We start from the raw sequence: 24,524 nt of genomic DNA, 5'->3' as shown, positions 1-24,524 counted from the left end.
AGCCCGAACGGGCGAACAGGGCGCGTTCGCCAGATCACCCACCCTAACGTCCCCGTGAACGAATGTCGCCAGCGGGACCAAACGTAACCGATGTGACACCAGTTGGGATCATGAGTAAAACCCGGGCCAGGCCGACATGGAACGGGCCGGGGCCCTCCTGCGAGGAGCCCCGGCCCGTGACGTGCCGGCGGGTCAGCTTGAACAGATGTTCGTGTCGGAGGTGACGGCGTTGTCGCCCACCTGGAGGGGGACCCGGACGCCCTGCCAGTCGGTCCCGACGACGAGCTGGATGGTCGGCCCTGGCACGCGGCCCTTGGGCGCGTCCGGCGGCGGCGAGGCCGGCGTGAACGGCGTCACGACGCCGGAGGCGACCTTGCCCGTGCCGGGGGTGACCGCGGTCAGCAGCTTGCCGGTCACGACCTTCGCGTAGTCCCAGCCCTGGCCGGTGTAGCGGACCATCGTCTTGGGCTGGTCGGTGCCGTCCGGCTTGCGGGCGTCGCCGACGCCGACGACCTTGAAGCCCTGGGCGGCCAGCGCCTCGGCCACCTCCCGGCCGCGGCCCGGCGTGTTGGTGCCGTTGAACACCTCCACCTTGACCTGCTGCGGCTTGGTGACGGTGGGCGCGCTCGGCTTGGCGCTCGCCGAGCCCGACGGGGTCGGCGCGGCCGTCGGCGTGACCTCGGTGTCGCTCCGGATCGCGTTGAACAGGTTGGTGGCGTCCGGCTGCTTCCACTGGACGCGGTTGTGGTCGGCCGCGTACGGCTCCCAGGGGACCGTGGTGGCCTTGAAGCCCTTGGCGCTCAGCTTCGACGCGCTCGTCGCGATCTGCAGGAGCGTCTCCGTGTTGAGGCCGTCGTCCATCGTCACCGACTGGGCGGCCGCGGTGATGAACTCCCGCAGTCTGCCCACGTCGGTGAGCAGCGCCGTGCTGGTGGCCTTCTTCACGACCTGCGAGATGAACACCTGCTGGCGCTTGATGCGGGCGATGTCGCTGCCGTCGCCGAGCCCGTGCCGCAGGCGGACGTAGGCAAGGGCCTCCTCGCCCTTCACCAGGTGCTTGCCCGCCGTGAGGTTGAGCTTGGACTGCTTGTCGTTCACGGCCTGCGGGAGGCAGATCTGGATGCCGCCCAGGGCGTTCACGATGTTCTTGAAGCCGGTGAAGTCGACCTTCACGAAGTGGTCGATGGGGATGTTCGTGAGGTTCTCGATCGTCCGCCGGGTGCAGATCATCCCGCCGTCCGAGAAGGCTGAGTTGATCATGCCCATGTGCGGGGCGACGGTCACGTTCTGCGCGTTCCTGCAGCTGGGGATCATGACCATCGAGTCGCGCGGGAAGCTCAGCAGCGTGGCGCCGTCCCGGTTGGGCGACACGTGCAGCAACATGATCGTGTCGGTGCGCTCGCCGTCGTTCACGAGGTGCTGGCCGTACTTCTTGTTGGCCCCGGCCCGGCTGTCGGAGCCGACGAGCAGCACGTTGATCGCGCCCGTCGCGTTGACGGGCCGGTTCTTGTCCAGGTCGTCGGTGGAGCGGGTCCGGTTGAACAGGCCGATCGTGTCCCGGTAGAACTTGTAGGCCGTGAGCGTCCCGATCACCAGGACGCAGGTCATCACCACGCTGATCCAGCCGGCCACTCCCAGCCCCCGGGAGGCGCCCCCGCCGCCGCGCCGCCGTCGCGGCGGGTCCTCGGGCGGGTCGTACCCGTCGCCGCCCGCCATCCTGCGCGGAGCGGTGGGCCCGTTGTAGTCGTCGGGGTAGACCGCGTCGTACCCGGCGGCCTGGCGCGTGTCGTAGCCCTGCTCGTCGTCGTCGCGCCTGCGCCGGCGGCGCCGCGACGGCTCCTCGGCCGAGAACTCGTCGTCGGCCGCGGGGTGGAGGCGGGTGTCGGCGTGGGCCTCGGAACGGCCGCGGCGCCGGGAGCGTCCCTCGTCGGGGACGCCGGGGGCGAACTCGTGGGGTTCCTCGCGCGGCGGGCGCTGACGGCGGGGCTCCCGGGAGGGCGCGGCGGGCGGTTGCCCGGGGCCGTCGTGCCCCTGGCCCGCCCTGCGGCGCCCGGTGGCGGCGTCGAACGGGTCGCCGTAGGAGCCGGAACGGGCGTCCCCGTACGTGCCCGGGCGGGTGTCGCCGTACCCGCCGGCGCGGGTGTCTCCGTAGCCGCCGCGACTGTCGGCGGGACCCCAGACCTTCTGGTCGGCCGGCGTGGGTCCCCGGTCGCGGGAGGAGACGCGCCTGCGCTCGCTCACCGGGCGTCCTTCGCGGGGAGGACCGCCGGTCGGGCGGGCGAACGGCGGGACAGGTCAGAGCCTCGCTCGCACACGTGCCCTCCTTGCCTGGCGACCGCCTGACGCGCACACGAGATTAGGTCACGTGGGCGCGGCGAGGGCCGCTAATGGTGGGATCCGGACCGCGCTCAGCGCCGCCGCACCCCCGATGATCCAGCGGCAGAGCATACTAAAACCCGGACATTTCAGGGTATGCGTATTACTTGAGCTTTACATTCTTTTCTTGGAGCCGGTTCAGCGGGTTCGCCGGCCCGACGGCCAGAGCCGCGGCGAGACAGGCCAGCGGCACGACGGGAAGCACATACCGGTAGTCGAACTGGGCCGTCGCCGGGGGCACGAGCAGCAGCGTCCAGGCGGCCGTCCAGGGGAGCCCCCACCGGCCGGCCGGCGGCACGGTCCCTCGGGGGGCGCCGCGCGCTTCCCACCGGACGAGCCCCCGGAGACCGCCACCCGCCTGTCTCCGGCGCGCGAGGAGGCGGGCCGCGGCGGCCGACGGCGGCACGAGCAGCACCGCGAGCAGCAGCGTCCCGGGCAGGAACGCCACGCGCTGGTAGGCCCGCAGCATCCCGGCGTACGGCTCGGCGACGCCGACCGTGAGGGGGCCCTGCTCGTACCGCTCGGCGAACCGGGTGCCCACGACCGCCGGATGGCGGCCCGGGGGCGGCGGAGGCGTGCGGGGGAACTCGTAGTAGCCGTACGTGGCCGGGTCCGGGTAGACGGGCCGGGTCCAGACGAACGACCGTCCCAGCTCGGTGAGCGCCGAGGCGGCGTAGTCGAGCGGCTGGCTGCGGATGGCCAGCGAGGCGAACCGCATGGCCAGCGAGTCGGTCTCCGGGGTGAACGTGATGCCGGGCAGGCGGACGAGGGGGGAGTCGAAGCTCCAGATGTACTCCTGGGAGGCCGGCCGCGCAGACGGGGGGCGCGGGTCGCACAGCACCCGCAGGTCCGCGGGCGGCCGCATCACCCCGCAGTCGGCGAAGGACATCGTCCGCGCGTAGAGGAACACCCCGTTCGAGCCGATGAGGCCGATCCGCTGATAGGTGGCGTAGAACCAGCCCGCGTAGGCCCCGAGCGGCACCAGCGCCGCCAGCAGGAGCAGCCCCGCCCGCCGCGCGGGCCCCCGCCACCCGGTATGCCCGTCGCGCAGGGCCCGCCACACGAGGAAGGCCGCGAACACGGCGACGAGCGGCAGGCCGACCGTGCGGGTGAGGGTGGCGGCGGCGAGGAGCACCCCGAGCGCCACCGCGCGCGGCCCCGACACCGGCCGCCGCAGCGAGGCCCACACGGCCGCCGTCACGAGGAACCCGAACAGCGGGTCGGAGACCAGCAGGTGCTCAAGCTCGACCTGATAGGCGTCGAGGAGCACGGGCGCCGACGCCAGGACGGCGGCCCAGGCCGCCGCGCCCCCGCGGCGCGCGGCCGCGTAGACCATCGCGCCGGTGAGCAGCCCGAGGACGTGCTGCGCCACCACGACCAGGGCGAAGCTGTGGAACGGCTCCAGCAGCCGCAGGAACATCGAGTATCCCGCCGGCCGCACGAGATCGGGCCGGGGACGCATGGCCGTGACCACGTACGTGTACGAGTCGGGGAACCAGAGCGCCGGCCGGTAGCCGGCCACGGCCACCAGCCGCAGGAGCGTCCCCAGCCCGAAGACCCCCAGGAACCACCGGTGGCGGCGGGCCCACGGCGGCACGCCCGCGAGCAGCCGCCGCGGCCCGGTGCCCGCCGCGCCCGGGCCCGCGCCCCCGCCGGCCCGGGACGGGCCGCCCCGGATGTCCGACACTCTCACTCGGCCCCCCTGCTGCTCCCGGCGTACGCTACCGGGTTCCGGCGGCGTCGCCGCCCCCGCGACGCGTGATCCACAGGCGGGCGGGTGAAGCCCGCGATCGGCGGTCCGGACGGATACGCTCGGCCTATTCCTACTGACAGATTCCGCCGTCTCTCCTGGCGGGCCTCCGCGCCGTCGGCGGGCAGGGTGCTCGCCGTCGTGTCCGCCGTGCCCGTGCTCGCCCTCAGCGGGTGGCTGCTCGCCGGGCTGCCGCTGCTGCTGCTCGGCTGGTTCCGGCCTCTGCCCATGGTCCTCCTCGGCGGCGGGCTCGCGGTCGCGCTGTGCGTGTACGGACTGCGGCGCCTGCCGGAGACCGTGGAGGCGACCGCGCTGCAGACGGGCGGGCTGGCCGCCGTCGCGGTCGCGTCCGGCGTCTTCAACGGGTTCCTCCACGGCGAGCAGCTGATCGTCCGCCGCGACCCGTCCACCTACGCGCAGTACGCCGTCTGGCTGGCCCGGCACGGCTCCCTGCCGATCCCCACCGGCGACTTCGGCGGCCCCGATCCCGCGCTGCGCTTCGACAGCATGGGCTTCTACGCCGCCGACGGCGGGATCGTCCCCCAGTTCATGCCCGGGCCGCCCATGCTCCACGCGATCGGCGAGTGGCTCGCCGGCGTCCCCGGCCTGCTGCTCGTGCCGCCCGTGCTGGGGGCCCTCGCCGTCCTCACCTTCGGCGGGACCGCGGCGCGCCTGGCCGGTCCGCGCTGGGCCGTCCTCGCGGCGCTCGTCTTCGCGGTCAGCCTGCCCGTGCTGTACACGTCGCGGACCACGTTCAGCGAGATCCCCTCGCTGATCCTGGTGTTCGGCGGGCTCAACCTGCTGCTCGACGCCCGGTCCCGGCTCCGGGCGGCCCTGCTCGGGGTCGGCTTCCTGCCCGCCGGGCCGCACGCCGTGGCCCCCCTGCCCCTGCGGGGCGCGCGAGGCCCGCACGGCCTGCGCGGTCTGCGCGGTCTGCGCGGTCTCCTCGGAGCCGCGCGCACGGCCCAGACGGGCGGCGCCCGGGCGTCCGCCGGGCTCGCCGGGCTGGCGTTCGGTCTGGCCCTGCTCGTGCGCATCGACGGCCTGCGCGACGTGCTGCCCGTGCTCGTCTTCGCCGGCGTCCTGATCGCCCTCGACCGCGTCTCCCGGACGCGCGCGGGGGCGGCGGAGGAGCCGTCCGGTGCGGCGGAGGACGGCGGTCGAGGCGCGTCCGGCCTCTCCGAGGACGGCGTTCCGGGGGCGTCCGGTTCCTCCGAGGACGGCGGTCCCGGGACGGAGGCGTCCGGCGTCCCGGGGCGCGGCGGCCGGGTCTTCCCTGACGGGCGGCTGGGCCTGCCCTTACTGGCCGGCCTCGCGGCCGGGGCCGCCTGGGGGCTGGCCGGCGGCTACCTCCTCTCCCGGCCGTACCTCTCCTATCTGTCGGGCTCGCTCACGCCCCTGCTCGCCATCTGCGCCGCCGTGCTCGTGCTGACGGCCGCCGGGACGGCCCTCGCGCCCCTGGCCGCCGCCCGGATCGGGCGTCTCCCGGCCGCCGCGCGCGCCCGCGCGCGGAGGCTGCCCGACGTGGCCGCGGCCCTGGTCGTGCTCGTCATGGCCGCCCTGGCCGTACGGCCCTGGGTGCAGACGGTCACCCGCGTGGCCGTCACGCCGGACGACAGGCTGACGGCGGACTTCATCAAGAAGACGCAGATCGCCGACCACCTGCCGGTCGACCCGGCCCGGCTGTACTACGAGCACTCCCTCTACTGGGTGATCTGGTACGTCGGCGTTCCCGTGGTGGTGCTGGCCACGGTCGCGGCGGCCGTGCTCGCGCGCCGGCTCGCCCGCGGAAGGGACTTCGCCTGGCTGCTGCCGCTGGCGATCATCGGCTGGACGACGGTGACGACGCTGTGGCGTCCGGCGATCACGCCCGACCATCCGTGGGCGTCCCGGCGGCTCGTGCCCATCGTGATCCCGGGGCTCGTCCTGCTCGCGACCTGGGGGCTGAGCCTGATGCGTGAGCGGCTGCGGCGACGCGGGCGGCCCACCCGGGCGGCGGTCGCGGCGGGCGCCCTGCTGCTCGTCGTCCCGGCCGTGATCACCTCGATCGGGACCGCGTTCACGCCGGTCAACCGGGGGGAGGCGGCGGCCGTGGCCGGCCTGTGCGACGCCCTCCCACGGAACGCGTCCGTGCTGATGGCCGAACGCGTGACGGGTGACCGGGCCACCCAGCTCGTGCGGGGCGAGTGCGGCGTGCCGGCGGCCCGCGTCGCCTACCGCACGGGGAGCGACGTGCCGCTCCCCGCCGACGTCGTGCGGCTCGTCGCCGCCGTCCGCCGGACCGGCCGCGTGCCCGTCCTGCTCGCGGCCGACCCCCGGCAGCTCGCGCCGTACGGCGCGCCCGTGCGCGTGGTGAAGCTGCGCACGCGGCAGGACGAGCGGTCCCTCGCCGACCCGCCGAACGGCACCTGGTCCCTCAGCATCGACGTCTGGATGGCCGTCGCCCGTTAGCTTTCCGGCCCGTGGAAGTGAGGCCGCGATTTGGCGGGGCAGAGTACCCTAACCGGACGTGACCACGCCCGAGACCTCTGGAAGCGCCGTGACTCCCGCAGAGAATCCGTACGTGACGATCGTCCTGCCGTGTTACAACGAGCAGGACCACGTCATCGATGAGGTCGAGCGCATCTGCGCGGCCATGGACGCGAGCGGCTACACCTACGAGCTGGTGGCGGTGGACGACTGCTCCACCGACCAGACGCTCGCCCGGTTGCAGGAGGCCGCGCCGCGGTTCCCCAACATGCGGATCAGGGCGTTCCACCGCAACGGCGGCTCGGGCACCGTACGGCGGATCGGGAGCCAGGAGGCCCGCGGCGAGATCGTCGTGTGGACCGACGCCGACATGAGCTATCCCAACGAGCGGATCCCCGAGCTGGTCCAGATCCTGGAGAAGGACCAGACGGTCGACCAGGTCGTGGGCGCCCGCACCACCGAGGAGGGCTCGCACAAGTTCCTCCGGGTGCCGGCCAAGTGGTTCATCAGGAAGGTCGCCGAGCGGCTGGCCGGGCAGAAGATCCCGGACCTCAACTCGGGCCTGCGGGCCTTCCGCGCGTCGGTGGCGCGGCCGTACCTGCGGCTGCTGCCTCCCGGCTTCTCCTGCGTCACGACGATCACGCTGGCGTTCATGTCGAACCAGCACGACGTCTACTACCTGCCGATCGAGTATTCGAAGCGGGCCGGGAAGTCGAAGTTCAACTTCGTCTCCGACGCCTACCGCTACATCCTGCAGGTGCTGCGGATGGTCATGTACTTCAACCCGCTCAAGGTCCTCATGCCGCCCGCGCTCTGGCTCGTCGGCATCGGCCTCGTCAAGGGCGTGTACGACGTGGTCAGGTACGGGTTCTACCTGACCAGCAACACCATCGTGACCTTCCTGTCCGGCATGCTGATCGGGGCGGTGGCGCTGCTGGCCGACCTGATCGTGCGTTCGCGGGGCGATTCGTGAGGATCGCGCTCGTCGGCCCGACGTACCCGTACAAGGGCGGCGGGGCGCAGCACACCACGGAGCTGGCGCACCGCCTGCGGGCCCGCGGGCACGACGTGGTGATCGAGTCGTGGCGGGCGCAGTACCCGTCGTTCCTCTATCCCGGGCAGCAGACGATCGACAGCCCCGAGGGCGAGCCGTACCCGGGCACCCGGCGCGACCTCGACTGGCGGCGGCCCGACGGGTGGGTCCGCTGCGGCCGGCGGCTGCGGGAGGCCGACCTCGTCGTGCTCGCCGTGCTCAGCCCGGTGCAGGTGCCTGCCTACCTCGGCATCCTGGCCGGCCTGCGCCGCCGCACCCGGGTGGTCGCGCTGTGCCACAACGTGCTGCCGCACGAGCGCAAGCCGTACGACGCCCCGCTGATGCGGGCCCTGCTCCGGCGCGTCGACGGGGTGCTCGTCCACTCCCAGGAGCAGGCCGGGCTCGCCGCCGGGCTCACCGGCGCCCCGGTGCGGGTGGCCGCCCTCGCCCCGCATCTGCCCGCGCGCCCCTCCGCCGCCTCCGCCGCCGCCGAGCCGTACGGCAGGCTGCTGTTCTTCGGCATCGTGCGCCCGTACAAGGGGCTCGACCTGCTGCTCCGGGCGCTCGCCCAGGTGCCGGACGTGGGCCTGACGGTCGCGGGGGAGTTCTGGGGCGGCCTGGAGGAGACCCGGGCACTCGTCGCGGAGCTGGGCCTGGACGGCCGGGTGGAGCTGCGCCCGGGATACGTGGCGGCGGAGGAGGTGCCGGGGCTGTTCGCGCGGGCGGACGCCCTCGTGTTGCCGTACCGCTCGGCCACGGCCAGCCAGAACGTGTGGCTCGGCCACGAGCACGGCGTTCCGGTGATCGCGACCCGGGTGGGCGCGCTCGCCGACAACGTGGCCGACGGTGTGGACGGGCTGCTGGTGGAGCCCGGCTCGACCGGCGCGCTGGCCGACGCGATCAAACGCTTCTACGAGCAGGGGACGCCCGCGCGGCTGCGGGCCGGGGTGCGCCCGGTCGACCCCGAGCCGCACTGGGCGGCGTACCTGGACGCCCTCCTGGAGGCGTGAGACCCCCGGCGGGCGGTCCCGTCAGGCCGGGTCGGGCTCGGGGACGCGGGCCGGGACGGTCCGCGCCACCAGGAAGCCGACGCCCGCCCACGCGGCGTCCGCGAGCGTGAACAGCACCCGGGAGACCACCGCCACGACCAGGGCCCGGGGGGCGTCCAGCACGGGGGCGAGCGCGATGACCATCGCCCCCTCGCGCACGCCGATGCCGGCCGGCACCACGACGGTGAGGATGCCGGTGGCCCAGGCCAGCGCGTACGCCCCGGCGGCCACCGCGTAGAGGGACGGGCCGCCCGGCCGCAGGCCGCCGACGAGCACCCACAGGTGCACGCCGTAGACGAGCCAGCCGGCCATCGTCCAGGCCGCCGCCCTGGCCATGTCGGTCCCGCTCAGGACCCGGTCGAGCGGCTCCTTGCCGGCGATCCGGAGGGCGAGGTTGAGGCCCCAGGTCATCATCCGGGGGTGGAGGCCGACGAGGATGAGCGGGATCAGCGCGAGCAGGTACCACGCCTGCCGGGCGAGCTCCCCCGACAGCGTGGCCGCGGCGAGGGCCAGCGCGCAGCCGAGCGAGGTCACCAGCCCCAGGGCGGTGGCGCTGAACGTCCGCCGCGGGGGCGCGCCGTGGTCGCGGGCCAGCTCGATCATCGCGGCGAACGCCCAGACCGACCCGGGGATGTACTTGCCGAGCTGTCCCACGAACAGCACCCGTGCGGCCACCCGCAGCGGCAGCGGGGAGCCGAGGCCGGCGAGGATGTCGCGCCAGGCCACCAGCATGAGCCCGAGCCCGGCCAGAACCGACAGGAACGCGACCCCGAGCGACCACCACGACAGCTGGGCCAGCGCGGCCGAGGTCTGCTGCCAGTTGCGGCCCAGGCCGAACACCAGGAAGCCGAGGGCGAGCAGGGCGAGCAGGACCCGCAGGAGCGGGCTGGAGCGCAGGCGGCCCAGCGGCAGGCCCGGCGAGAGGCGAGGCATCGCCCAAGAGTAGGGCCTGGAAGCTACCGATCGGTAGGGTCCCCGCCGGGCCTTTGCGTACGCATGATCGGAGACGGGGGCCTGCCCGGCGAAGGTACTGTTGGGCACCGTGGATCCGAGAGCAGGCACGGAAGCGGTGATCGACCGGTGAGCGGGGAGCGCGCCGCGCAGCTGGAGTACTCCGAGTTCCAGGCCGCGATGCTCGACGAGGAGAAGCGCCGCCGCAAGGCCGCGAAGATCATCGCCGTGCTCGCGCATTTCCTGGGGCGGCAGGACGCGCCCGCGGGCGAGGTGCTCGCGGGCCTGACGGTGGCCGACGTCGGGTGCTCGGCCGGGTTCATCGCCGACGAGCTTGCGGTCGCGGGGGCGGAGCGCACCTTCGGCCTCGACATCGACGTCCCCGGGCTCAGGAAGGCGGCCGGGCGGTTCGGCGAGCGGGTGCGGTTCGTCTGCGCGGACGGCGAGGCCCTGCCGTTCCCGGACGGCTCGGTGGACGTGCTCGTGTTCAACCACATCTACGAGCACGTGGTCGACCCCGACGCCGTGGTCCGGGACATGCGCCGGGTGCTGTCCGACGACGGCGTCCTCTACCTGGGGCTGGGCAACCGGCTCGGCGTGGTGGAGCCGCACTACAAGCTGCCGTTCCTGTCCTACCTGCCGCCCGCGGCGGCCGACCGGTACGTGCGGGCGTTCGGCCGGGCCGACAACTACTACGAGCGCTTCCGCACGCGGGCCGGGCTGCGCCGCATGCTGTCGGGGTTCCACGTCTGGGACTACACGTTCCCCGTGCTGGCCTCGCCCGAGCGCTTCGCCGGGAGCGAGCTGTTCCCGGGGACCGTGGGCCGGGCGGCCAAGGGCACCCTGGAGAAGGCGCCCCGCGCCGCGCTCCGCGCGCTGCTGCCCGTCGTCCCCACATACCTGTGGGTCGCCAGCAAGAGCCCGCGCCGTCCGCTCGGCGGGCCGCTCCCGCAGCCGCCCGAGCCGGTCCGGACCCCGTGAGGCCCGCCGTGGCGTGCGCGGGGGGACCGGCACGGCAGGAGGGGCCGGCGTGACCCGGCGCAGGGCCGTCCGGTGGCTGTTCCTGCTCGTCGCGCTCGGCTTCGGGGTCTGGGCGGTGGCCGGGCAGTGGTCCGCCGTGTCGGCGGGCTTCGCCCGGCTGTCGTGGGCCGAACTGGGCGGCTCGCTGCTCGCGGTCCTGGCCGCGCTCTGCGCAGGCATGATGATGTGGCGGGCCCTGCTCGCCGATCTCGGGTCGCCGCTGGCGCTCCCCGACGCCGCCAAGATCTTCTTCGTGGGCCAGCTCGGCAAGTACATCCCCGGGTCGCTGTGGCCGGTGCTGGCCCAGATGGAGATGGGCCGCGACCACGGGATCCCCCGGGCGCGCAGCGCCGCCGCGTTCTTCCTGACCTACCCCGTCTACCTGGCCAGCGGGCTGCTCGTGGGCGCCGTCACGCTGCCGGTGCTGGCGGGGGAGTCGGTCGCCCGGTACGCCTGGCTGCTCCTGCTCATCCCGGTGCTCGCCGTGGCCCTCCACCCGGCCGTGGTGAACGGCGTCATCGGCTTCGGGCTGCGCAGGATCCGCAAGCCCCCGCTGGAGCGGCCGCTCACCCGCCGCGGCGTGCTCGCCGCCACCGGCTGGGCCCTCGCCGGCTGGGCCGCGTACGGCGCGCACCTCGCGCTGATCGTCCACGGGCTGGGCGGCGCCGGGCCGTCCGCCGTGGTTTTGAGCTTCGGGGCGTTCGCGCTGGCGTGGTGCCTGGGCTTCCTCGTGGTGATCGCCCCGGCGGGCGCCGGCGTCCGCGAGGTCGCCATGGTGGCGGCGCTGGCCCCGGTGCTCGACCGTCCCGCGGCCATCGCCGCGGCCCTGTGCTCCCGGTTGATCGTGTCGGTCGGCGACCTCGTCTGCGCCGGAGCGGCCGGGCTCGCCAGCCGCGGCGCGGTGACCGCACCCCGGGAGACCGCGGACCGGGGATGACCGGGGATCGCGGCACGGTCGCGCAAGCCGCCGGGCTGTCAGTCATTTCCGTGCAATCGCCGCTAAATCCGTATGACGGACAGACGTCCGGCATGTGATATCGCTCACGTTTCGGGGGACGCCCGGAATAGAGTGAAGGTGAGGGAGCCCCGGGGGAGGACGCCGCACACCGGCGCGCGAGCCCCCTCAAGCCCCCTCGCCGGATGACCGCCGGACCACCGAGGTCGCTCGCGGGAGACCCCCGCGGGGCGGGCCTCACCGAGGGGAGCGATCTGTTTGACACCCCGAGTGCTCGTCGACGCGGCCGCCGTACCCGCCGACCGCGGCGCCCTGATCAGGTATGTCGACGGACTGGTCGCCGCCCTGCACGAGGCGGGCGCCGATCTCGCGCTGGTCTGCCAGCGGGCGGACGCCGAGAGGTACGCCAAGCTGGCCCCCACGGCCAGGATCGTCTCCGGCCCGCCGGCCATCACCAACCGGAGCAAGCGGCTGGTCTGGGAGCAGACCGGCCTCCCCGTGCTCGCCCGGCAGGTCGGCGCCGACGTCGTCCACGCCCCCTTCTACTCGATCCCCCTCGGCTCCGGCCTGCCCACCGTCGCCACCGTGCACGACCTCACCGCCTTCACCGACCCCGACCAGCACGACCCGGCCAAGGCCTCGTTCTTCCGCTCCGCCACCCGCACGGCCGTCCGCCACGCCAACCGGGTGATCGTGCCGTCCCGGGCCACCCGGGAGGAGCTCGTCCGCGTGCTCGGGGCCGACCCGGCGAGGATCGACGTCGCCCACCACGGGGTCGACCACCTGCTGTTCCACCCGCCGTCCGAGCGGGACGTCCGCCGGGTGGCCGGGCGCGTCGGCCTGCACGGCCTCGGGTACGTCGCCTATCTGGGGGCGATCGAGCCCCGCAAGAACGTGCCCAACCTGATCCGCGGCTTCGGCCAGGCCGTGGGGCACCTCGCCGCCCCTCCCGCGCTGGTGCTCGCCGGCGTCGCGGCCTGGGAGGAGGAGGTCCAGGAGGCCGTGGCCGGGCTGCCGTCGCGGGTCCGGGTCGTCCGCCCCGGCTACCTGCCGTTCGCCGACCTGCCGGGCTTCCTCGGCGGTGCGCTCGTCGTGGCCTTCCCGTCCCGCTGCGAGGGCTTCGGGCTGCCCGTGCTGGAGGCCATGGCCTGCGGCGCCCCCGTGCTGACCACGCACCGGACGTCGCTGCCCGAGGTGGGCGGGGACGCCGTGGCCTACACCGAGCCGGACGCGGACAGCATCGGGCGGACGCTGCGCGATCTCCTGGAGGCGCCGGAACGGCGCAAGGAACTGGCGGCCGCCGGGGTCGCCCGGTCGCAGGAGTTCACCTGGCGCCACTCGGCGGAGGCCCATCTCGCGTCGTACCGCCGCGCGGTGGAGGGCTAGGCTACCCTCGCGCTGTGAGGGAGACTTCTTTGCGTTCGCCGGACCTCGAGGCGATCCTCCTCGTGGGGGGACAGGGCACCCGGCTGCGGCCGTTGACGCTGCGCACGCCGAAGCCGCTGCTGCCGACCGCGGGGGTTCCCTTCCTCGCCCATCAGCTCGCGAAGGCGCGGGCGCACGGCGTGCGGCGGGTGGTGTTCGCCACCTCCTACCGCGCGTCGATGTTCACCGAGGTCTTCGGCGACGGGTCGGACCTCGGGCTCGAGATCGTGTACATGACCGAGGAGACCCCCCTCGGCACCGGAGGCGCCATCCGCAACGCGGCCGCGGCCCTGACCTGCCCGCCCGAGTCGCCGGTGCTCGTGCTCAACGGCGACATCCTGTCGGGCCACGACATCGCCGCCCAGGTCGGCCTGCACGTGTCCCGGGGCGCGGCCGTGACCCTCCACCTGACGGAGGTGGCGGACGCGTCGCGGTTCGGCTGCGTGCCGACCGGCGCGGACGGCCGGGTCACCGCGTTCCTCGAGAAGATGGCCAACCCGGTCACCAACCGGATCAACGCCGGCTGCTACGTGTTCCAGCGCTCGGTCATCGACACGATCCCGGCGGGCCAGGTGGTGTCGGTCGAGCGGGAGACCTTCCCGTCCCTCATCGAGGCGGGCGAGCTCGTCCTGGGCTTCGCCGACTCGTCGTACTGGCTGGACGTCGGCACGCCGGCCGCGTTCGTGCAGGGCTCGGCCGACCTCGTGCTCGGCCGGCTCGACTCGCCCGCCCTGCCCGGCCCGGCCGGGGAGTTCCTCCTCATGGACGGCGCCGTGGTGTCCCCGGAGGCGAAGGTGACCGGCGGGACGGTCGTCGGCAGGCGGGCCACGGTCGAGGCCGGCGCCAGCGTGCGCGGCAGCGTGCTGGCGGACGACTGCGTGGTCGCGTCCGGCGCCACCGTGGTCGACTCCGTCGTCGGCACCGGGGCGAGGGTCGCCGCGGGCGCCGTGCTGCGGCAGGTGGTCGTCGGCGACGAGGCGCAGATCGGGCCCGGCAACGAGCTCATGTCCGGCGTGCGCGTCTGGCCCGGCGTCCGGCTCCCCGAGTGCTCGGTCCGCTTCTCCAGCGACGTGTGACCCGTCGCGCCCGCTCGGTGCGGGGCGCGGCCGGCACGCGGCACACTGGGTGGGGGAGGCGACCGGGATGACCGTGATAGGCGTGGTGGGCGCGGGCGAGCGCAGGTGGCGTCCGTCCGCCCCGCTCGACCTGACGTTGACGCTGTCGCCGCACCGGCGCGGCGGAGGCGACCCCGCCTGGCGCCGCACGCCGGACGGGGCGGTCTGGCGCACCTCCCGCACTCCCGACGGCCCCGCGACCCTGCGCGTCACCGAGAACGGCGGGGAGGTGCGCGGCCAGGCCTGGGGACCCGGCGCGGGCTGGCTGCTGGAGCAGCTGCCGGCCCTCCTGGGCGCCGACGACGACGTGGACGGCTTCGCCCGCCTGCTGTCCGGCTTAGCCGGGAGCCGCTCCGACCCCGCCACGGCCCGTACGGCGGCGTTCGTGGCCGGGATCGCGGCCCGCAGCCCGGGCCTGCGCATCGGGCGGACGCTCCGGGTGTTCGAGGCGCTGGTGCCGGCCGTGCTGGAGCAGAAGGTCGTCGGCCGGGAGGCCTGGCGGGCGTGGAAGTGGCTGCTGCGGACGTACGGGGAGCCCGCGCCGGGACCGGCGCCCTCCGGGATGCTCGTGACGCCGCCGCCCGAGGTCTGGATGCGCGTCCCCTCCTGGGACTGGCACCGGGCCGGCGCGGAGGCCGTGCGGGCGAGGACGATCGTCAACGCCGCCCGCCACGCCGACAAGTTGGAGGCCACGGGTGGCGGGGGCAGGTCGGCCGAGGCCGATCGGCTCCTGCGGGCGCTCCCCGGCATCGGGGTGTGGACCTCGGCCGAGGTGCGCCAGCGGGCCCACGGCGACCCGGACGCGCCCAGCGTGGGCGACTACCACCTTCCGAGCATCGTGGGCTGGGCGCTGACCGGCCGCAAGACCGACGACGCGGGCATGCTGGAGCTCCTCGAACCGTTCCGGGGCCACCGGCACCGGGTGGTCCGGCTGATCGAGCTCACCGGCATGCGCCCGCCCGCCCGGGGCCCCCGTATGCCGGCCAGGGACTACCGGTCCTTCTGACCCGGGGGGCTGGGTGCGTTCGCCGTACCCTGGTGGCCGTAGGGTGCGCCTATGACGGCAGAGCAGGCCCCGAACAGCAACAGCGCCGATCACACCACCCGTACCGGCCCGTCCCCTGCGGAGGACCCCCGGCCCGCGCCCTCCTCCGGCGGTTCCCCCGGCGGCTCCTCCAGCAGTGGGACGCGGCGCGCGCTGGCCCGCGCACGGGACGGCAAGACCCTCGACCCCGCCGAGGCGGCGATCCTGCTGCGGGCCCGCGGCGACGACCTCGACGCGCTGCTGGCGCACGCGTCGCGGGTGCGCGACGCCGGGCTGGCCGCCGCCGGCAGGCCGGGCGTCATCACCTACAGCCGCAAGGTGTTCATCCCGCTGACCCGGCTGTGCCGGGACCGGTGCGGCTACTGCACGTTCGCCACCGCGCCCCACAAGCTGCCCGCCGCGTTCCTGTCCCCCGACGAGGTGCTGGAGATCGCCCGTCAGGGCGCCGCCATGGGCTGCAAGGAGGCCCTGTTCACGCTCGGCGACCGGCCGGAGGACCGGTGGCACCAGGCTCGCGAGTGGCTCGACGCGCACGGCTACGACGACACGCTGTCGTACGTCCGGGCGATGGCGATCCGGGTGCTGGAGGAGACCGGGCTGCTCCCGCACCTCAACCCCGGGGTGATGACCTGGCGGGACCTCCAGCGGCTCAAGCCGGTCGCGCCCTCGATGGGGATGATGCTGGAGACCACCTCCGAGCGGCTGTTCACCGAGAAGGGGCAGCCGCACCACGGCTCCCCGGACAAGGACCCGGCCGTACGGCTGCGGGTGCTGGAGGACGCCGGACGGTCGAACGTGCCGTTCACCACCGGCATCCTCATCGGCATCGGCGAGACCATCGAGGACCGGGCCGAGTCGATCTTCGCGATCCGCCGGGTCGCCCGGGAGTACGGCGGGATCCAGGAGGTGATCGTCCAGAACTTCCGCGCCAAGCCCGACACCGCCATGCGCGGCATGCCGGACGCCGACCTCCAGGAGCTCGCGGCCACCATCGCCGTGGCCCGGCTCGTCCTCGGCCCGAAGGTGCGGATCCAGGCGCCGCCCAACCTCATCGGCGACGAGCACGCCCTCATGGTCCGCGCCGGGATCGACGACTGGGGCGGCGTCTCCCCGCTCACGCCCGATCACGTCAACCCGGAACGCCCCTGGCCGCAGATCGACGACCTCGCGGCCCGCACCGCCGCCACCGGCTTCGAGCTGCGCGAGCGGCTGACGATCTACCCCGAGTACGTCCTCGCCGGCGAGCCCTGGCTCGACCCACGGCTCTCCGGGCACGTGGCCGCGCTCGCCGACCCGGAGACCGGGCTGGCCCGCGAGGGGGCGGTGCCCGAGGGCCGCCCCTGGCAGGAGCCGGACGGCGGGTTCGCCGGGCTCGCCACCAGCGGCCGGTCCGACCTGCACACCGCCGTCGACGCCGAGGGCCGCAGCGCCGACCGGCGCGACGACTTCGACAGCGTGTACGGCGACTGGGAGGCCCTGCGCGACCGGCTGCCCCAGCCGACCCGTACGGGCGGCGTGGACGGCGCGGTGCGGGAGGCCCTCCGGCAGGCCGAGACCGACCCGGCCCGGCTGACCGACGACCAGGCCCTGGCCCTGCTGGGGCTCGCGGGCGACCCCACCGGCGCGGGAGCCGACGACGCCGGGCTGGACGAGCTCGCCCGCATCGCCGACGGGCTGCGCCGGGAGGTCGCGGGCGACGAGGTGACCTACGTGGTCAACCGGAACATCAACTTCACCAACGTCTGCTACACCGGCTGCCGGTTCTGCGCCTTCGCCCAGCGGCGCACCGACGCCGACGCCTACACGCTGTCGCTGTCGGAGGTCGCCGACCGGGCGCAGGAGGCGTGGGAGGCCGGGGCGACCGAGGTGTGCATGCAGGGCGGCATCCACCCCGACCTGCCGGGCACCGCGTACTTCGACATCGCCAGGGCCGTCAAGGAGCGCTGCCCGGAGATGCACGTCCACGCGTTCTCGCCGATGGAGGTCATCAACGGCGCGAGCCGGACGAACCTGTCGGTCGCCGAATGGCTGCAGGCCGCCCGCGAGGCCGGCCTCGACTCGCTGCCCGGCACGGCCGCCGAGATCCTCGACGACGACGTCCGGTGGGTGCTGACCAAGGGCAAGCTCCCCACCCGCGAGTGGGTCGAGGTGATCACCACGGCCCACCGCCTCGGCATCCCGACGACCTCGACCATGATGTACGGCCACGTCGACACCCACGAGCACTGGGTGCGGCACATCCGGCTGATCCGGTCGATCCAGGAGGAGACGGGCGGGTTCAGCGAGTTCGTGCTGCTGCCGTTCGTGCACCACAGCGCGCCGATCTACCTGGCGGGCATCGCCCGTCCCGGGCCCACCGCCCGGGAGAACCGGGCCGTCCACGCCCTCGCCCGGATCATGCTGCACGGCGCGATCGGCAACATCCAGTGCTCCTGGGTCAAGCTCCGCGACGACCTGTGCCGGGACGTCCTCCAGGGCGGCGTCAACGACCTCGGCGGCACGCTGATGGAGGAGACGATCAGCCGGATGGCCGGCTCGGAGAACGGGTCGTACAAGACCATCGGCGAGATCGCCGCGATGGTCGCCCCCACCGGCCGTCCGCTGCGCCAGCGCACCACCTCGTACGGCACGCCGAGCCCTGAGCGGCTGGCCGCGGCCGAGCGCAGCGACGGCGTCTGCCGGAGCGTGCGCAGGACGGTGCCGCTGCTCTCGTGAAGGGGCTCAGCCCCGCAGGAAGGTGACGACGGCGAGGACGCGGCGGTGGGCGTCCTCGTCCGGCGGCAGGTCGAGCTTGGCCAGGATGTTGCCGATGTGCTTGCCGACGGCGGCCTCGGACACCACCAGCGCCCGGGCGATCGCGTTGTTCGACCTGCCCTCGGCCATCAGGGCGAGGACCTCCCGCTCTCTCGGGCTGAGCCGCCGCAGCGGGTCGCGGCGGCGGCGCAGGAGCTGGCGGACGACCTCAGGGTCGACGACGGTGCCGCCGCCCGCGACCGTGGTCAGCGCGTCCACGAACTCCTCGACGTCGCCGACCCGGTCCTTGAGGAGGTAGCCCACGCCGGTGCCGTCGCCGGAGTCGAGCAGCTCGGCCGCGTAGGTCTGCTCGACGTACTGGCTCAGCACCAGCACGGCGAGGCCCGGGTGGGCGGCCCGCAGCGCCACCGCGGCCCGCAGCCCCTCGTCGGAGAAGCCGGGCGGCATCCGCACGTCGGTGAGGACGACGTCGGGGACGTGCTCCTCGACCGCGGCCAGCAGCGTCTCGGCGTCGCCCACCGACGCCACGACCCGGTGGCCGAACCGGGCCAGCAGCGTGGCCAGCCCCTCGCGGAGCAGCACGCCGTCCTCGGCGACGACGACGGTCAGGGAGCGGTCGGCGGGCATTCGATCTCCGCGCGCAGCAGGGTGGGGCCGCCCACCGGGCTCGACAGCGTCAGCCGGCCGTCGAGCACCGACACGCGGTCGGCGAGGCCGGCGAGCCCGGTGCCGGCGGAGGCGTCGGCCCCGCCCACGCCGTCGTCCCCGACCTCCACCGCGAGCAGCGGGCCGTCGAGCCGTCCGCGCACCCAGGCCCGCTCGGCCCGGCTGTGCTTGGCCACGTTGGCCAGGGCCTCGCTCACGACGAAGTACGCGATGGACTCCACGACGCCGGGCAGCCGGCGGGGCACGTCCACGTCGACCTCGACCGGGACCGGCGACCGGTCGGCCAGCTCCGCGACCGCGGCCGGCAGCCCCCTGTCGACGAGGATCCGCGGGTGGATGCCGCGGATGAGGTCGCGGATCTCCGCGAGCGCGAGCTTCGCCTCCTCGTGCGCCCGGGCCACGAGCGCGGCGGACTCGTCGCCGCCGGAGACCCTGGCCAGGCCGAGCGTCATGGTCAGCGCGACGAGGCGCTGCTGCGCCCCGTCGTGCAGGTCGCGCTCGATGCGGCGCCGCTCGGCCTCGAACGCCTCCACGAGGCGGCTGCGGGAGCGGGTGAGCTCGGCGAGCCGCTCGCCGGACTCGGCCCGGGTGGGCGTGAGCAGCAGCCGGGCCAGCGCGGCGTGGGCGGTGGCGAGGGCGGTGATCGGATAGGCGGCCAGCACGAGCACCAGGACCCCCAGGATCGCCGCGGCGAAGGCCTCGGTGAACGTGTCGAGCGGCCAGAACTTCATCAGGACGAGCGGGCCGGCCTCCGCCACGCTGATCGGGGCGCCGATCATCACGAGCGGGACCACCAGGCCGTACGTCACGGCGATCAGCTCGATCGGACCGAGCACGACGGCCAGCAGGACCGCGTAGGCGAGGGCCCGCCAGGTGGCCTGCTCCCGCAGGCGCGTCGCCAGCCAGGCCCGGGCGCCGGGGCCGGCGGGACGGTGCGGGCTCGGGGCGGCCTCGGCGTCCATGATCCGCAGCCGCCGCCGTTCGAGCGCGCCCAGCGGGACGGCCCCGAGCACCGGCGCCGCCAGCAGCGGGACGCCCACCAGGACGAGCGTGAGCAGGGCGGACGCGGCCAGCGAGGCGATCAGGAGCACCAGCACGACCACGCCGACGGCCGCGCCCGTCACCAGGTAGGCGAGGGCGCGCCAGGGCAGGGAGGTCGCCAGCAGGTCACGCCGGACGACGGCCTGCCAGGCGCTGTGTGGGCGCACCCCACCGACCCTACGGCCCGGCGCCGGCGGGCCGAAGACGGCCCGGGCCACCTGTGGAGGTAGGGCTGGGCATACCCCCACGAGTAGCCCGCGGCTCCTGGCGGGCACCTGCCCCGGGCCGATCTGATTGGTCACATGAACGAGACAGTCCAGCACAGACCGGGACGGGACGCCGCCTCTGACCTCAGGGCGTTCGCGGCCGTGGCGCTGCGCCGGCAGGGGGTCGTGGGGGCGGTCGCCCCGAGCTCGCCCGCGCTGGCGCGGGCGCTCACCGCCGTGGTGCCGACGACCGCCGCCGCCGTGGTCGTCGAGCTCGGCCCCGGCACCGGCGCGATCAGCGAGGCCATCCGGCGGCGGCTCGCCCCCGGCTCCCGGCAGGTCGCGGTGGAGATCGACCCGGGCATGGTGACGCACCTGAACCGCGCCCGGCCCTGGCTCGACGTGATCCAGGGTGACGCGGCCCGGCTCGGCGCGCTGCTGGCGGCACGCGGGATCGACCGGGCCGACGCCGTGGTCAGCACGCTGCCGTGGTCGCTGTTCCCCGAGGACCGGCAGGAGGCCGTCCTCGGCGAGATCGGCCGGGTGCTGCGGCCCTCGGGGGCGTTCACGACCGTGACGTACCTGCACGCGGTGCCCCTCGCCCGGGCGCGCCGGTTCCGCGGGCGCCTGCGGGCCGCCTTCGACGAGGTGCTGACCACGGGGCCGGTCTGGCGCAACGTCCCGCCCGGCCTCGCCTACGTGTGCCGGAGGCCGGTCGGCCATGTCTGACCTGCTCGGGCAGCTTCCCGCGCCCCTTCTGCTCCTGGTGGCGGGGCTGCTGATCGTCGCCGAGGCCGGGACGCTCGCCGGGGTCGTCCTGCCGGGGACCACCGTTCTCGTGGCCCTCGGCTACCTCACCCGCGTGGACGTGCTGCCGCTCGCCTGGACGATCGCCGTGGCCGTGGCGGCCGAGATCGCCGGTACGCACCTGTCGTACGCCCAGGGCCGCAGGCGCAGGGGCGCGGCCTCCATCCACCGCCTGGCGGACCGGTTCGCGCCGTCCGCGTGGGCGCGGGCCCGGCGCATGGTGGACCGGCACGGCGCCTGGGCCGTGGCGGGCGGCCAGTGGATCGGCAGCGCCCGCACGCTCGTCCCCCGGCTCTCGGGCTGGGCGGGCATGCCGTACCGGACGTTCGCCCGGGTCGGCGTGCCGACGGCGGCGGCGTGGGCGGCGACCCTGGTGACGCTCAGCCGGTCGGCCCCCGACCTCGTCGAGGCGGTGACCGGGCACCTCGCCGTCGCCGGCCCGGTGGCCGTGGCGCTGGTCCTCGTCGTCGTGTACGTGAGGAGCCGGGGCGGCGCGGGGGAGGACGGCCCGCCCGCCGGGCCGGGCCGCTGCGGGGCGCCGGTCTGACGCCGTCCGCCGAGATCGGGGATCTCGACAGCGAGATATAACAAGTTCTATATATTCCGGTTCGACACACTTGCGCCGTGGGTGGTGCCGGTGGGCAGAATCGTCACTCTGTGCGGCGGACGCGTGACCGTTTCGCGCCGGACCCTGACCTGCCCCCGAAGCCGTTCGCGACATGAACCGGGAAGGACCCGCACCGTGCCCTACGGTCGTCACCGCGCCGCCTCCACCGCCGAGCGGCGCCGTCGGCAGGCCAGGCGGCGCAGCGTCGTCGCCGTCGTCACGGTGGTGGCGATCGTCGCCGGAGGGGTCTACCTGTTCGCCACCCGGACCGGAGGAACGTGTTCCTCCCGGGATCCCGTGCTCGTCGACGTCGCGGCGGCCGTGGACATCGCGCCGCCCGCCATGGAGGCGGCCGAGAGGTTCAACGCCTCCGGCGCGGGTGTGGAGGGCCGGTGCGTCCAGGTGCAGGTGGTCGAGCAGCCCCCGGCGCCGGTGCTGCGGACGCTGATCGGCGACCGGGCCGGCGTCCTGCCCGACCGCCCGGACGGATGGATCGCCGACTCCTCGGTGTGGGTGCGGCTGGCCCGCAAGCAGGGCGCCCAGGACATCGCGGCCGACGAGACCGTGGTGGCGACCTCCCCGCTCGTGTTCGCCACCCGCAGGTCGCTCGCGCAGCGGTTCGCGGCCGGGGGGACGGCCATGAGCTGGGACATGGTCTTCCCCGCCACCGTACGGGGACGGCTGCAGCCCACGGACCACGAGCCCGACGTCGTGCGCATCCCCGACCCCTCGGTCTCGGGGGCGGGCATCGCGACCGTCGCCGCGGCCCGGGACATCGTCGGGACGGGCGAGAAGGCGAACAAGGACCTCACGGCGTTCGTGCGGATGGCCCAGTCGGGGTCGGCGCCCGACTACCGGAGCATGCTGTCGGCCGTCGACGCGCCCGGCTTCTGGGCGCGGCCGGTCGCGATCGTCCCCGAGCAGTCGGTGTGGGAGCACAACCGCGACGTGGCCGTCGAGCCGATCACGGCCCTCCAGCCCAAGGAGGGGACGATCGAGCTCGACTACCCGTACGTGGTGACCGCGTCGGACCCGGACAGGGCCGCCGCCTCCCGGATGTTCGCGTCGTACCTGCGGACGCCGGCGGTCCAGGAGTCCGTGCGGCACGCCGGCTTCCGCACGGCGGACGGCAAGGAGCCGCCGTTCGCGGTGGGCGACGACATCCCGACGGAGGAGCCGCGGCCCCGGCCGTCCATCACGCCCGAGGTGATCGACGAGGCGCTGGAGGCGTGGAGCAGGCTCGCGCCGCCGAGCCGCATCCTCGTCCTCGCCGACGTCTCCAAGGAGACGGCCGAGCCGATCAGGGCGGGCGGCCAGACCCGCCTCGACGTCGCCGTCCAGGCCGCCAAACTCGGCCTCCAGCTGTTCCCGAACGAGACCGACATGGGCCTGTGGGAGTTCGCCAGGGACCTCACGGACGGCAGGGACCAGCGCGAGCTGGTCAGCCTGGGCCCGATCACCAAGCCCGGCAGCGGGCAGGAGATCCGCAGGACCGCCCTCTACCGGGTGGCCGACGGGATCAAGCCGCTCACCGGCAGGAGCAGCTCCCTGTACGACTCGATCCTCGCGGGCTTCCGCTCGGTCTCCAAGGGCTACGACCCCCTGATGAGCAACTCGCTGCTCCTGCTCACGGCGGGCAGGGACGACGGCGAGGGCATCACCAGGGAGAAGCTCGTCGAGGCGCTGCGCTCGGAGTGGAACCCGGACAAGCCCGTGCAGATCATCGTGGTGGCCTTCGGCAAGGGCGCGGACCGGCAGGCGCTCGACGAGATCGTCTCGGTCACCAACGGCCAGCTGTACGTGGCCCAGGAGCCCGGGCAGATCATCGACGTGTTCCTGTCCGCGCTGGCCCGGCGGCTGTGCCACCCCACCTGCCCGCGCCCCTGACCCCGGCTGGTCAGCGGGTGAGGAGGAAGTCGCCCGGGTCGCGGCCCGGCCGGTCCCGCGGCGGCGCGGCGGCGTGGCCGACGGCGACCGCGCCCATCGGGTCCCAGTTCGCGGGCAGGTCGAGGACCTTGCGGACCACGTCCCGGCAGAACATCGTGGACGACACCCAGGCCGAGCCGAGCCCCTCCACCGCGAGCTGGACGAGGAAGTTCTGCACGCCCGCCCCGGTGGCGACCACGAACATCTCCCGCTCGGCGGCGTTCCTGCGCTCGTCGCGGTAGGTGTGCGAGCCGTCCATGACCAGGCAGGGCACGGCGAGGTACGGGGCGTTCCGAAGCACATCCCCCCGCCTGATCCGGCGGGCGATCGACTGCTCGGAGAAGCCGTCCGAGCGCAGGTCCTCGATCCAGGCGTCCCGCATCGCGTCCAGCAGGGCCGTGCGCATCTGCGGCGACTCCACCAGCACGAACCGCCAGGGCGTCGTGTGGTGGGGCGCGGGCGCGGCGACGGCCGCGGCCACCGCGCGCCGCACGGCCGCCGGGTCGACCGGCTCGGCGGAGAACTCCCGGATCGTGCGGCGGGCGAAGACGACGTCGGCCGAGCCGTACCGGAACATGTCCTCGTCCGCGGGGCGGACCAGGACGCGGGCGCCCGGCCCGTCCTCCTCGGTGACCAGGCCCTCCAGGCCGCGCAGGAGGGCCACCGGGACGCCCGACAGCTTGCCCTTGACCAGCTCGCCCGCGGCCGCGATCTCGTCGGCGAGCGCCGTGACGGTGGCGTTCAGCGGGTTGCCGTACGCGTCGGCACGTCCGCGCAGGTCGTCCACGACCCGCACACCGGCCGCGCCGAGAGCCACGTCGGTGAGCCCGTGCCGCCAGGGACGGCCGAACGTGTCGGAGACGATCACCCCGACCCGCGCCCCGAGGCGCTCGCGCAGCCCGCGGCGGATCTCCCTGGCCGAACGGTCGGGGTCCTCGGGCAGCAGCAGGACCGTCCCAGGCTCGGTGTTGGAGGCGTCCACCCCGGCCGCGGCCATCACGAAGCCGTGCCGGGTCTGCGCGATCACGGTGTCGCCGCGCCGCGCGACCACGCGGGCCGTCTCCTCCCGGATCGCCGCCGTGCGGTCGTCGCCGCGTCGCAGGCGGCCCTCGGCCTTGCTCACGATCTTCGAGGTGACGACGAGGACGTCGCCGTCCCGCAGGTCCGGCGCCGCCTCGGCGACGAGACGGGCGATGTCGTCCCCGGCCCCGACCTCGGGCAGCCCGGGGACGCCGGTGATGGTGATGTGAGGCACTGGTCTCCTCGGTGTGCGGTCTTCAGGGCGGTCGGCGGCGGCTGGCAGCGGTGGTCGGCGGCGGTCGGCCGGGG

18 protein-coding genes are annotated in these 24,524 nt (G+C 74.7%); 12 read left to right on the top strand and 6 right to left on the bottom strand.

The annotated features are described in order from the left end of the window. Positions 1 to 192 precede the first annotated feature (192 nt). Both Mco01_RS28105 and Mco01_RS28100 read right to left on the bottom strand, forming a co-directional pair. Positions 193 to 2,241 carry an LCP family protein gene (locus Mco01_RS28105; protein ID WP_204059874.1) on the bottom strand — a complete coding sequence of 683 codons (2,049 nt, stop codon included), beginning with the start codon at positions 2,239 to 2,241 and terminating at the stop codon, positions 193 to 195. 238 nt (positions 2,242 to 2,479) lie between these two features. Further along, positions 2,480 to 4,069 (bottom strand): hypothetical protein, encoded by a 1,590-nt coding sequence (locus Mco01_RS28100; RefSeq protein ID WP_239103963.1) that lies wholly within the window; start codon positions 4,067 to 4,069, stop codon positions 2,480 to 2,482. A gap of 198 nt (positions 4,070 to 4,267) precedes the next feature. On the opposite strand from Mco01_RS28100, the gene Mco01_RS28095 reads away from it, so the two are divergent. Genes Mco01_RS28095 through Mco01_RS28085 form a run of 3 tightly spaced genes read left to right on the top strand, consistent with a single transcriptional unit; the run spans position 4,268 to position 8,638 of the window. Then, complete coding sequence (locus Mco01_RS28095; protein WP_239103962.1) at positions 4,268 to 6,577, top strand: hypothetical protein; 2,310 nt, start codon at positions 4,268 to 4,270, stop codon at positions 6,575 to 6,577. A 58-nt stretch (positions 6,578 to 6,635) separates the two neighbouring features. Beyond that, positions 6,636 to 7,568, top strand: coding sequence for a glycosyltransferase family 2 protein (locus tag Mco01_RS28090; RefSeq protein WP_204059873.1), 933 nt, complete (start codon positions 6,636 to 6,638; stop codon positions 7,566 to 7,568). Next, on the top strand, positions 7,565 to 8,638 hold the full coding sequence (locus Mco01_RS28085) for a glycosyltransferase family 4 protein (RefSeq protein ID WP_204059872.1): 1,074 nt from the start codon (positions 7,565 to 7,567) through the stop codon (positions 8,636 to 8,638). The genes Mco01_RS28090 and Mco01_RS28085 overlap by 4 nt, the downstream gene beginning before the upstream one ends. A gap of 21 nt (positions 8,639 to 8,659) precedes the next feature. Here the strand turns inward: Mco01_RS28085 and Mco01_RS28080 are convergent, their stop codons facing one another. Next, entirely contained in the window at positions 8,660 to 9,610 is a 951-nt protein-coding gene (locus Mco01_RS28080; protein WP_204059871.1) for a lysylphosphatidylglycerol synthase domain-containing protein, read from the bottom strand. 147 nt (positions 9,611 to 9,757) lie between these two features. On the opposite strand from Mco01_RS28080, the gene Mco01_RS28075 reads away from it, so the two are divergent. From Mco01_RS28075 to Mco01_RS28050, 6 genes are all read left to right on the top strand, one after another. Further along, on the top strand, positions 9,758 to 10,609 hold the full coding sequence (locus tag Mco01_RS28075) for a class I SAM-dependent methyltransferase (protein ID WP_204059870.1): 852 nt from the start codon (positions 9,758 to 9,760) through the stop codon (positions 10,607 to 10,609). A gap of 49 nt (positions 10,610 to 10,658) precedes the next feature. Further along, complete coding sequence (locus Mco01_RS28070; RefSeq protein WP_204059869.1) at positions 10,659 to 11,585, top strand: lysylphosphatidylglycerol synthase domain-containing protein; 927 nt, start codon at positions 10,659 to 10,661, stop codon at positions 11,583 to 11,585. A gap of 276 nt (positions 11,586 to 11,861) precedes the next feature. Further along, a complete protein-coding gene (locus tag Mco01_RS28065) occupies positions 11,862 to 12,989 on the top strand; it encodes a glycosyltransferase family 4 protein (RefSeq protein ID WP_204059868.1) in 1,128 nt (375 codons plus the stop codon). A 14-nt stretch (positions 12,990 to 13,003) separates the two neighbouring features. Next, positions 13,004 to 14,104 (top strand): mannose-1-phosphate guanylyltransferase, encoded by a 1,101-nt coding sequence (gene manB / locus Mco01_RS28060; RefSeq protein ID WP_204059867.1) that lies wholly within the window; start codon positions 13,004 to 13,006, stop codon positions 14,102 to 14,104. A gap of 67 nt (positions 14,105 to 14,171) precedes the next feature. Then, the gene (locus Mco01_RS28055; RefSeq protein ID WP_204059866.1) at positions 14,172 to 15,149 is read left to right on the top strand and encodes a DNA-3-methyladenine glycosylase family protein; all 978 of its coding nucleotides are present in this window, start codon (positions 14,172 to 14,174) and stop codon (positions 15,147 to 15,149) included. A 51-nt stretch (positions 15,150 to 15,200) separates the two neighbouring features. After that, on the top strand, positions 15,201 to 17,903 hold the full coding sequence (locus Mco01_RS28050; RefSeq protein ID WP_204059865.1) for a bifunctional FO biosynthesis protein CofGH: 2,703 nt from the start codon (positions 15,201 to 15,203) through the stop codon (positions 17,901 to 17,903). A gap of 6 nt (positions 17,904 to 17,909) precedes the next feature. Here Mco01_RS28050 and Mco01_RS28045 read toward each other — a convergent pair whose 3' ends face one another. Next, entirely contained in the window at positions 17,910 to 18,569 is a 660-nt protein-coding gene (locus tag Mco01_RS28045; RefSeq protein WP_204059864.1) for a response regulator transcription factor, read from the bottom strand. Beyond that, on the bottom strand, positions 18,548 to 19,816 hold the full coding sequence (locus Mco01_RS28040) for a sensor histidine kinase (RefSeq protein ID WP_204059863.1): 1,269 nt from the start codon (positions 19,814 to 19,816) through the stop codon (positions 18,548 to 18,550). The genes Mco01_RS28045 and Mco01_RS28040 overlap by 22 nt, the downstream gene beginning before the upstream one ends. Before the next feature lie 135 nt (positions 19,817 to 19,951). Here Mco01_RS28040 and Mco01_RS28035 point away from each other — a divergent pair, with 135 nt between their 5' ends. From Mco01_RS28035 to Mco01_RS28025, 3 genes are all read left to right on the top strand, one after another. Then, complete coding sequence (locus tag Mco01_RS28035) at positions 19,952 to 20,584, top strand: class I SAM-dependent methyltransferase (RefSeq protein ID WP_204059862.1); 633 nt, start codon at positions 19,952 to 19,954, stop codon at positions 20,582 to 20,584. After that, positions 20,577 to 21,209 carry a DedA family protein gene (locus Mco01_RS28030; protein WP_204059861.1) on the top strand — a complete coding sequence of 211 codons (633 nt, stop codon included), beginning with the start codon at positions 20,577 to 20,579 and terminating at the stop codon, positions 21,207 to 21,209. The genes Mco01_RS28035 and Mco01_RS28030 overlap by 8 nt, the downstream gene beginning before the upstream one ends. 195 nt (positions 21,210 to 21,404) lie before the next feature. Beyond that, entirely contained in the window at positions 21,405 to 23,156 is a 1,752-nt protein-coding gene (locus tag Mco01_RS28025) for a substrate-binding and VWA domain-containing protein (RefSeq protein ID WP_204059860.1), read from the top strand. Between the two features lie 10 nt (positions 23,157 to 23,166). On the opposite strand, the gene Mco01_RS28020 is transcribed toward Mco01_RS28025, so the two are convergent. Further along, complete coding sequence (locus tag Mco01_RS28020) at positions 23,167 to 24,450, bottom strand: coenzyme F420-0:L-glutamate ligase (RefSeq protein ID WP_204059859.1); 1,284 nt, start codon at positions 24,448 to 24,450, stop codon at positions 23,167 to 23,169. Positions 24,451 to 24,524 lie beyond the last annotated feature (74 nt).

The sequence above is a fragment of the Microbispora corallina genome, assembly GCF_016863035.1.
GTDB classification, from domain to species: domain Bacteria; phylum Actinomycetota; class Actinomycetes; order Streptosporangiales; family Streptosporangiaceae; genus Microbispora; species Microbispora corallina.
This window is presented reverse-complemented; position numbering and strand designations above follow the sequence as displayed.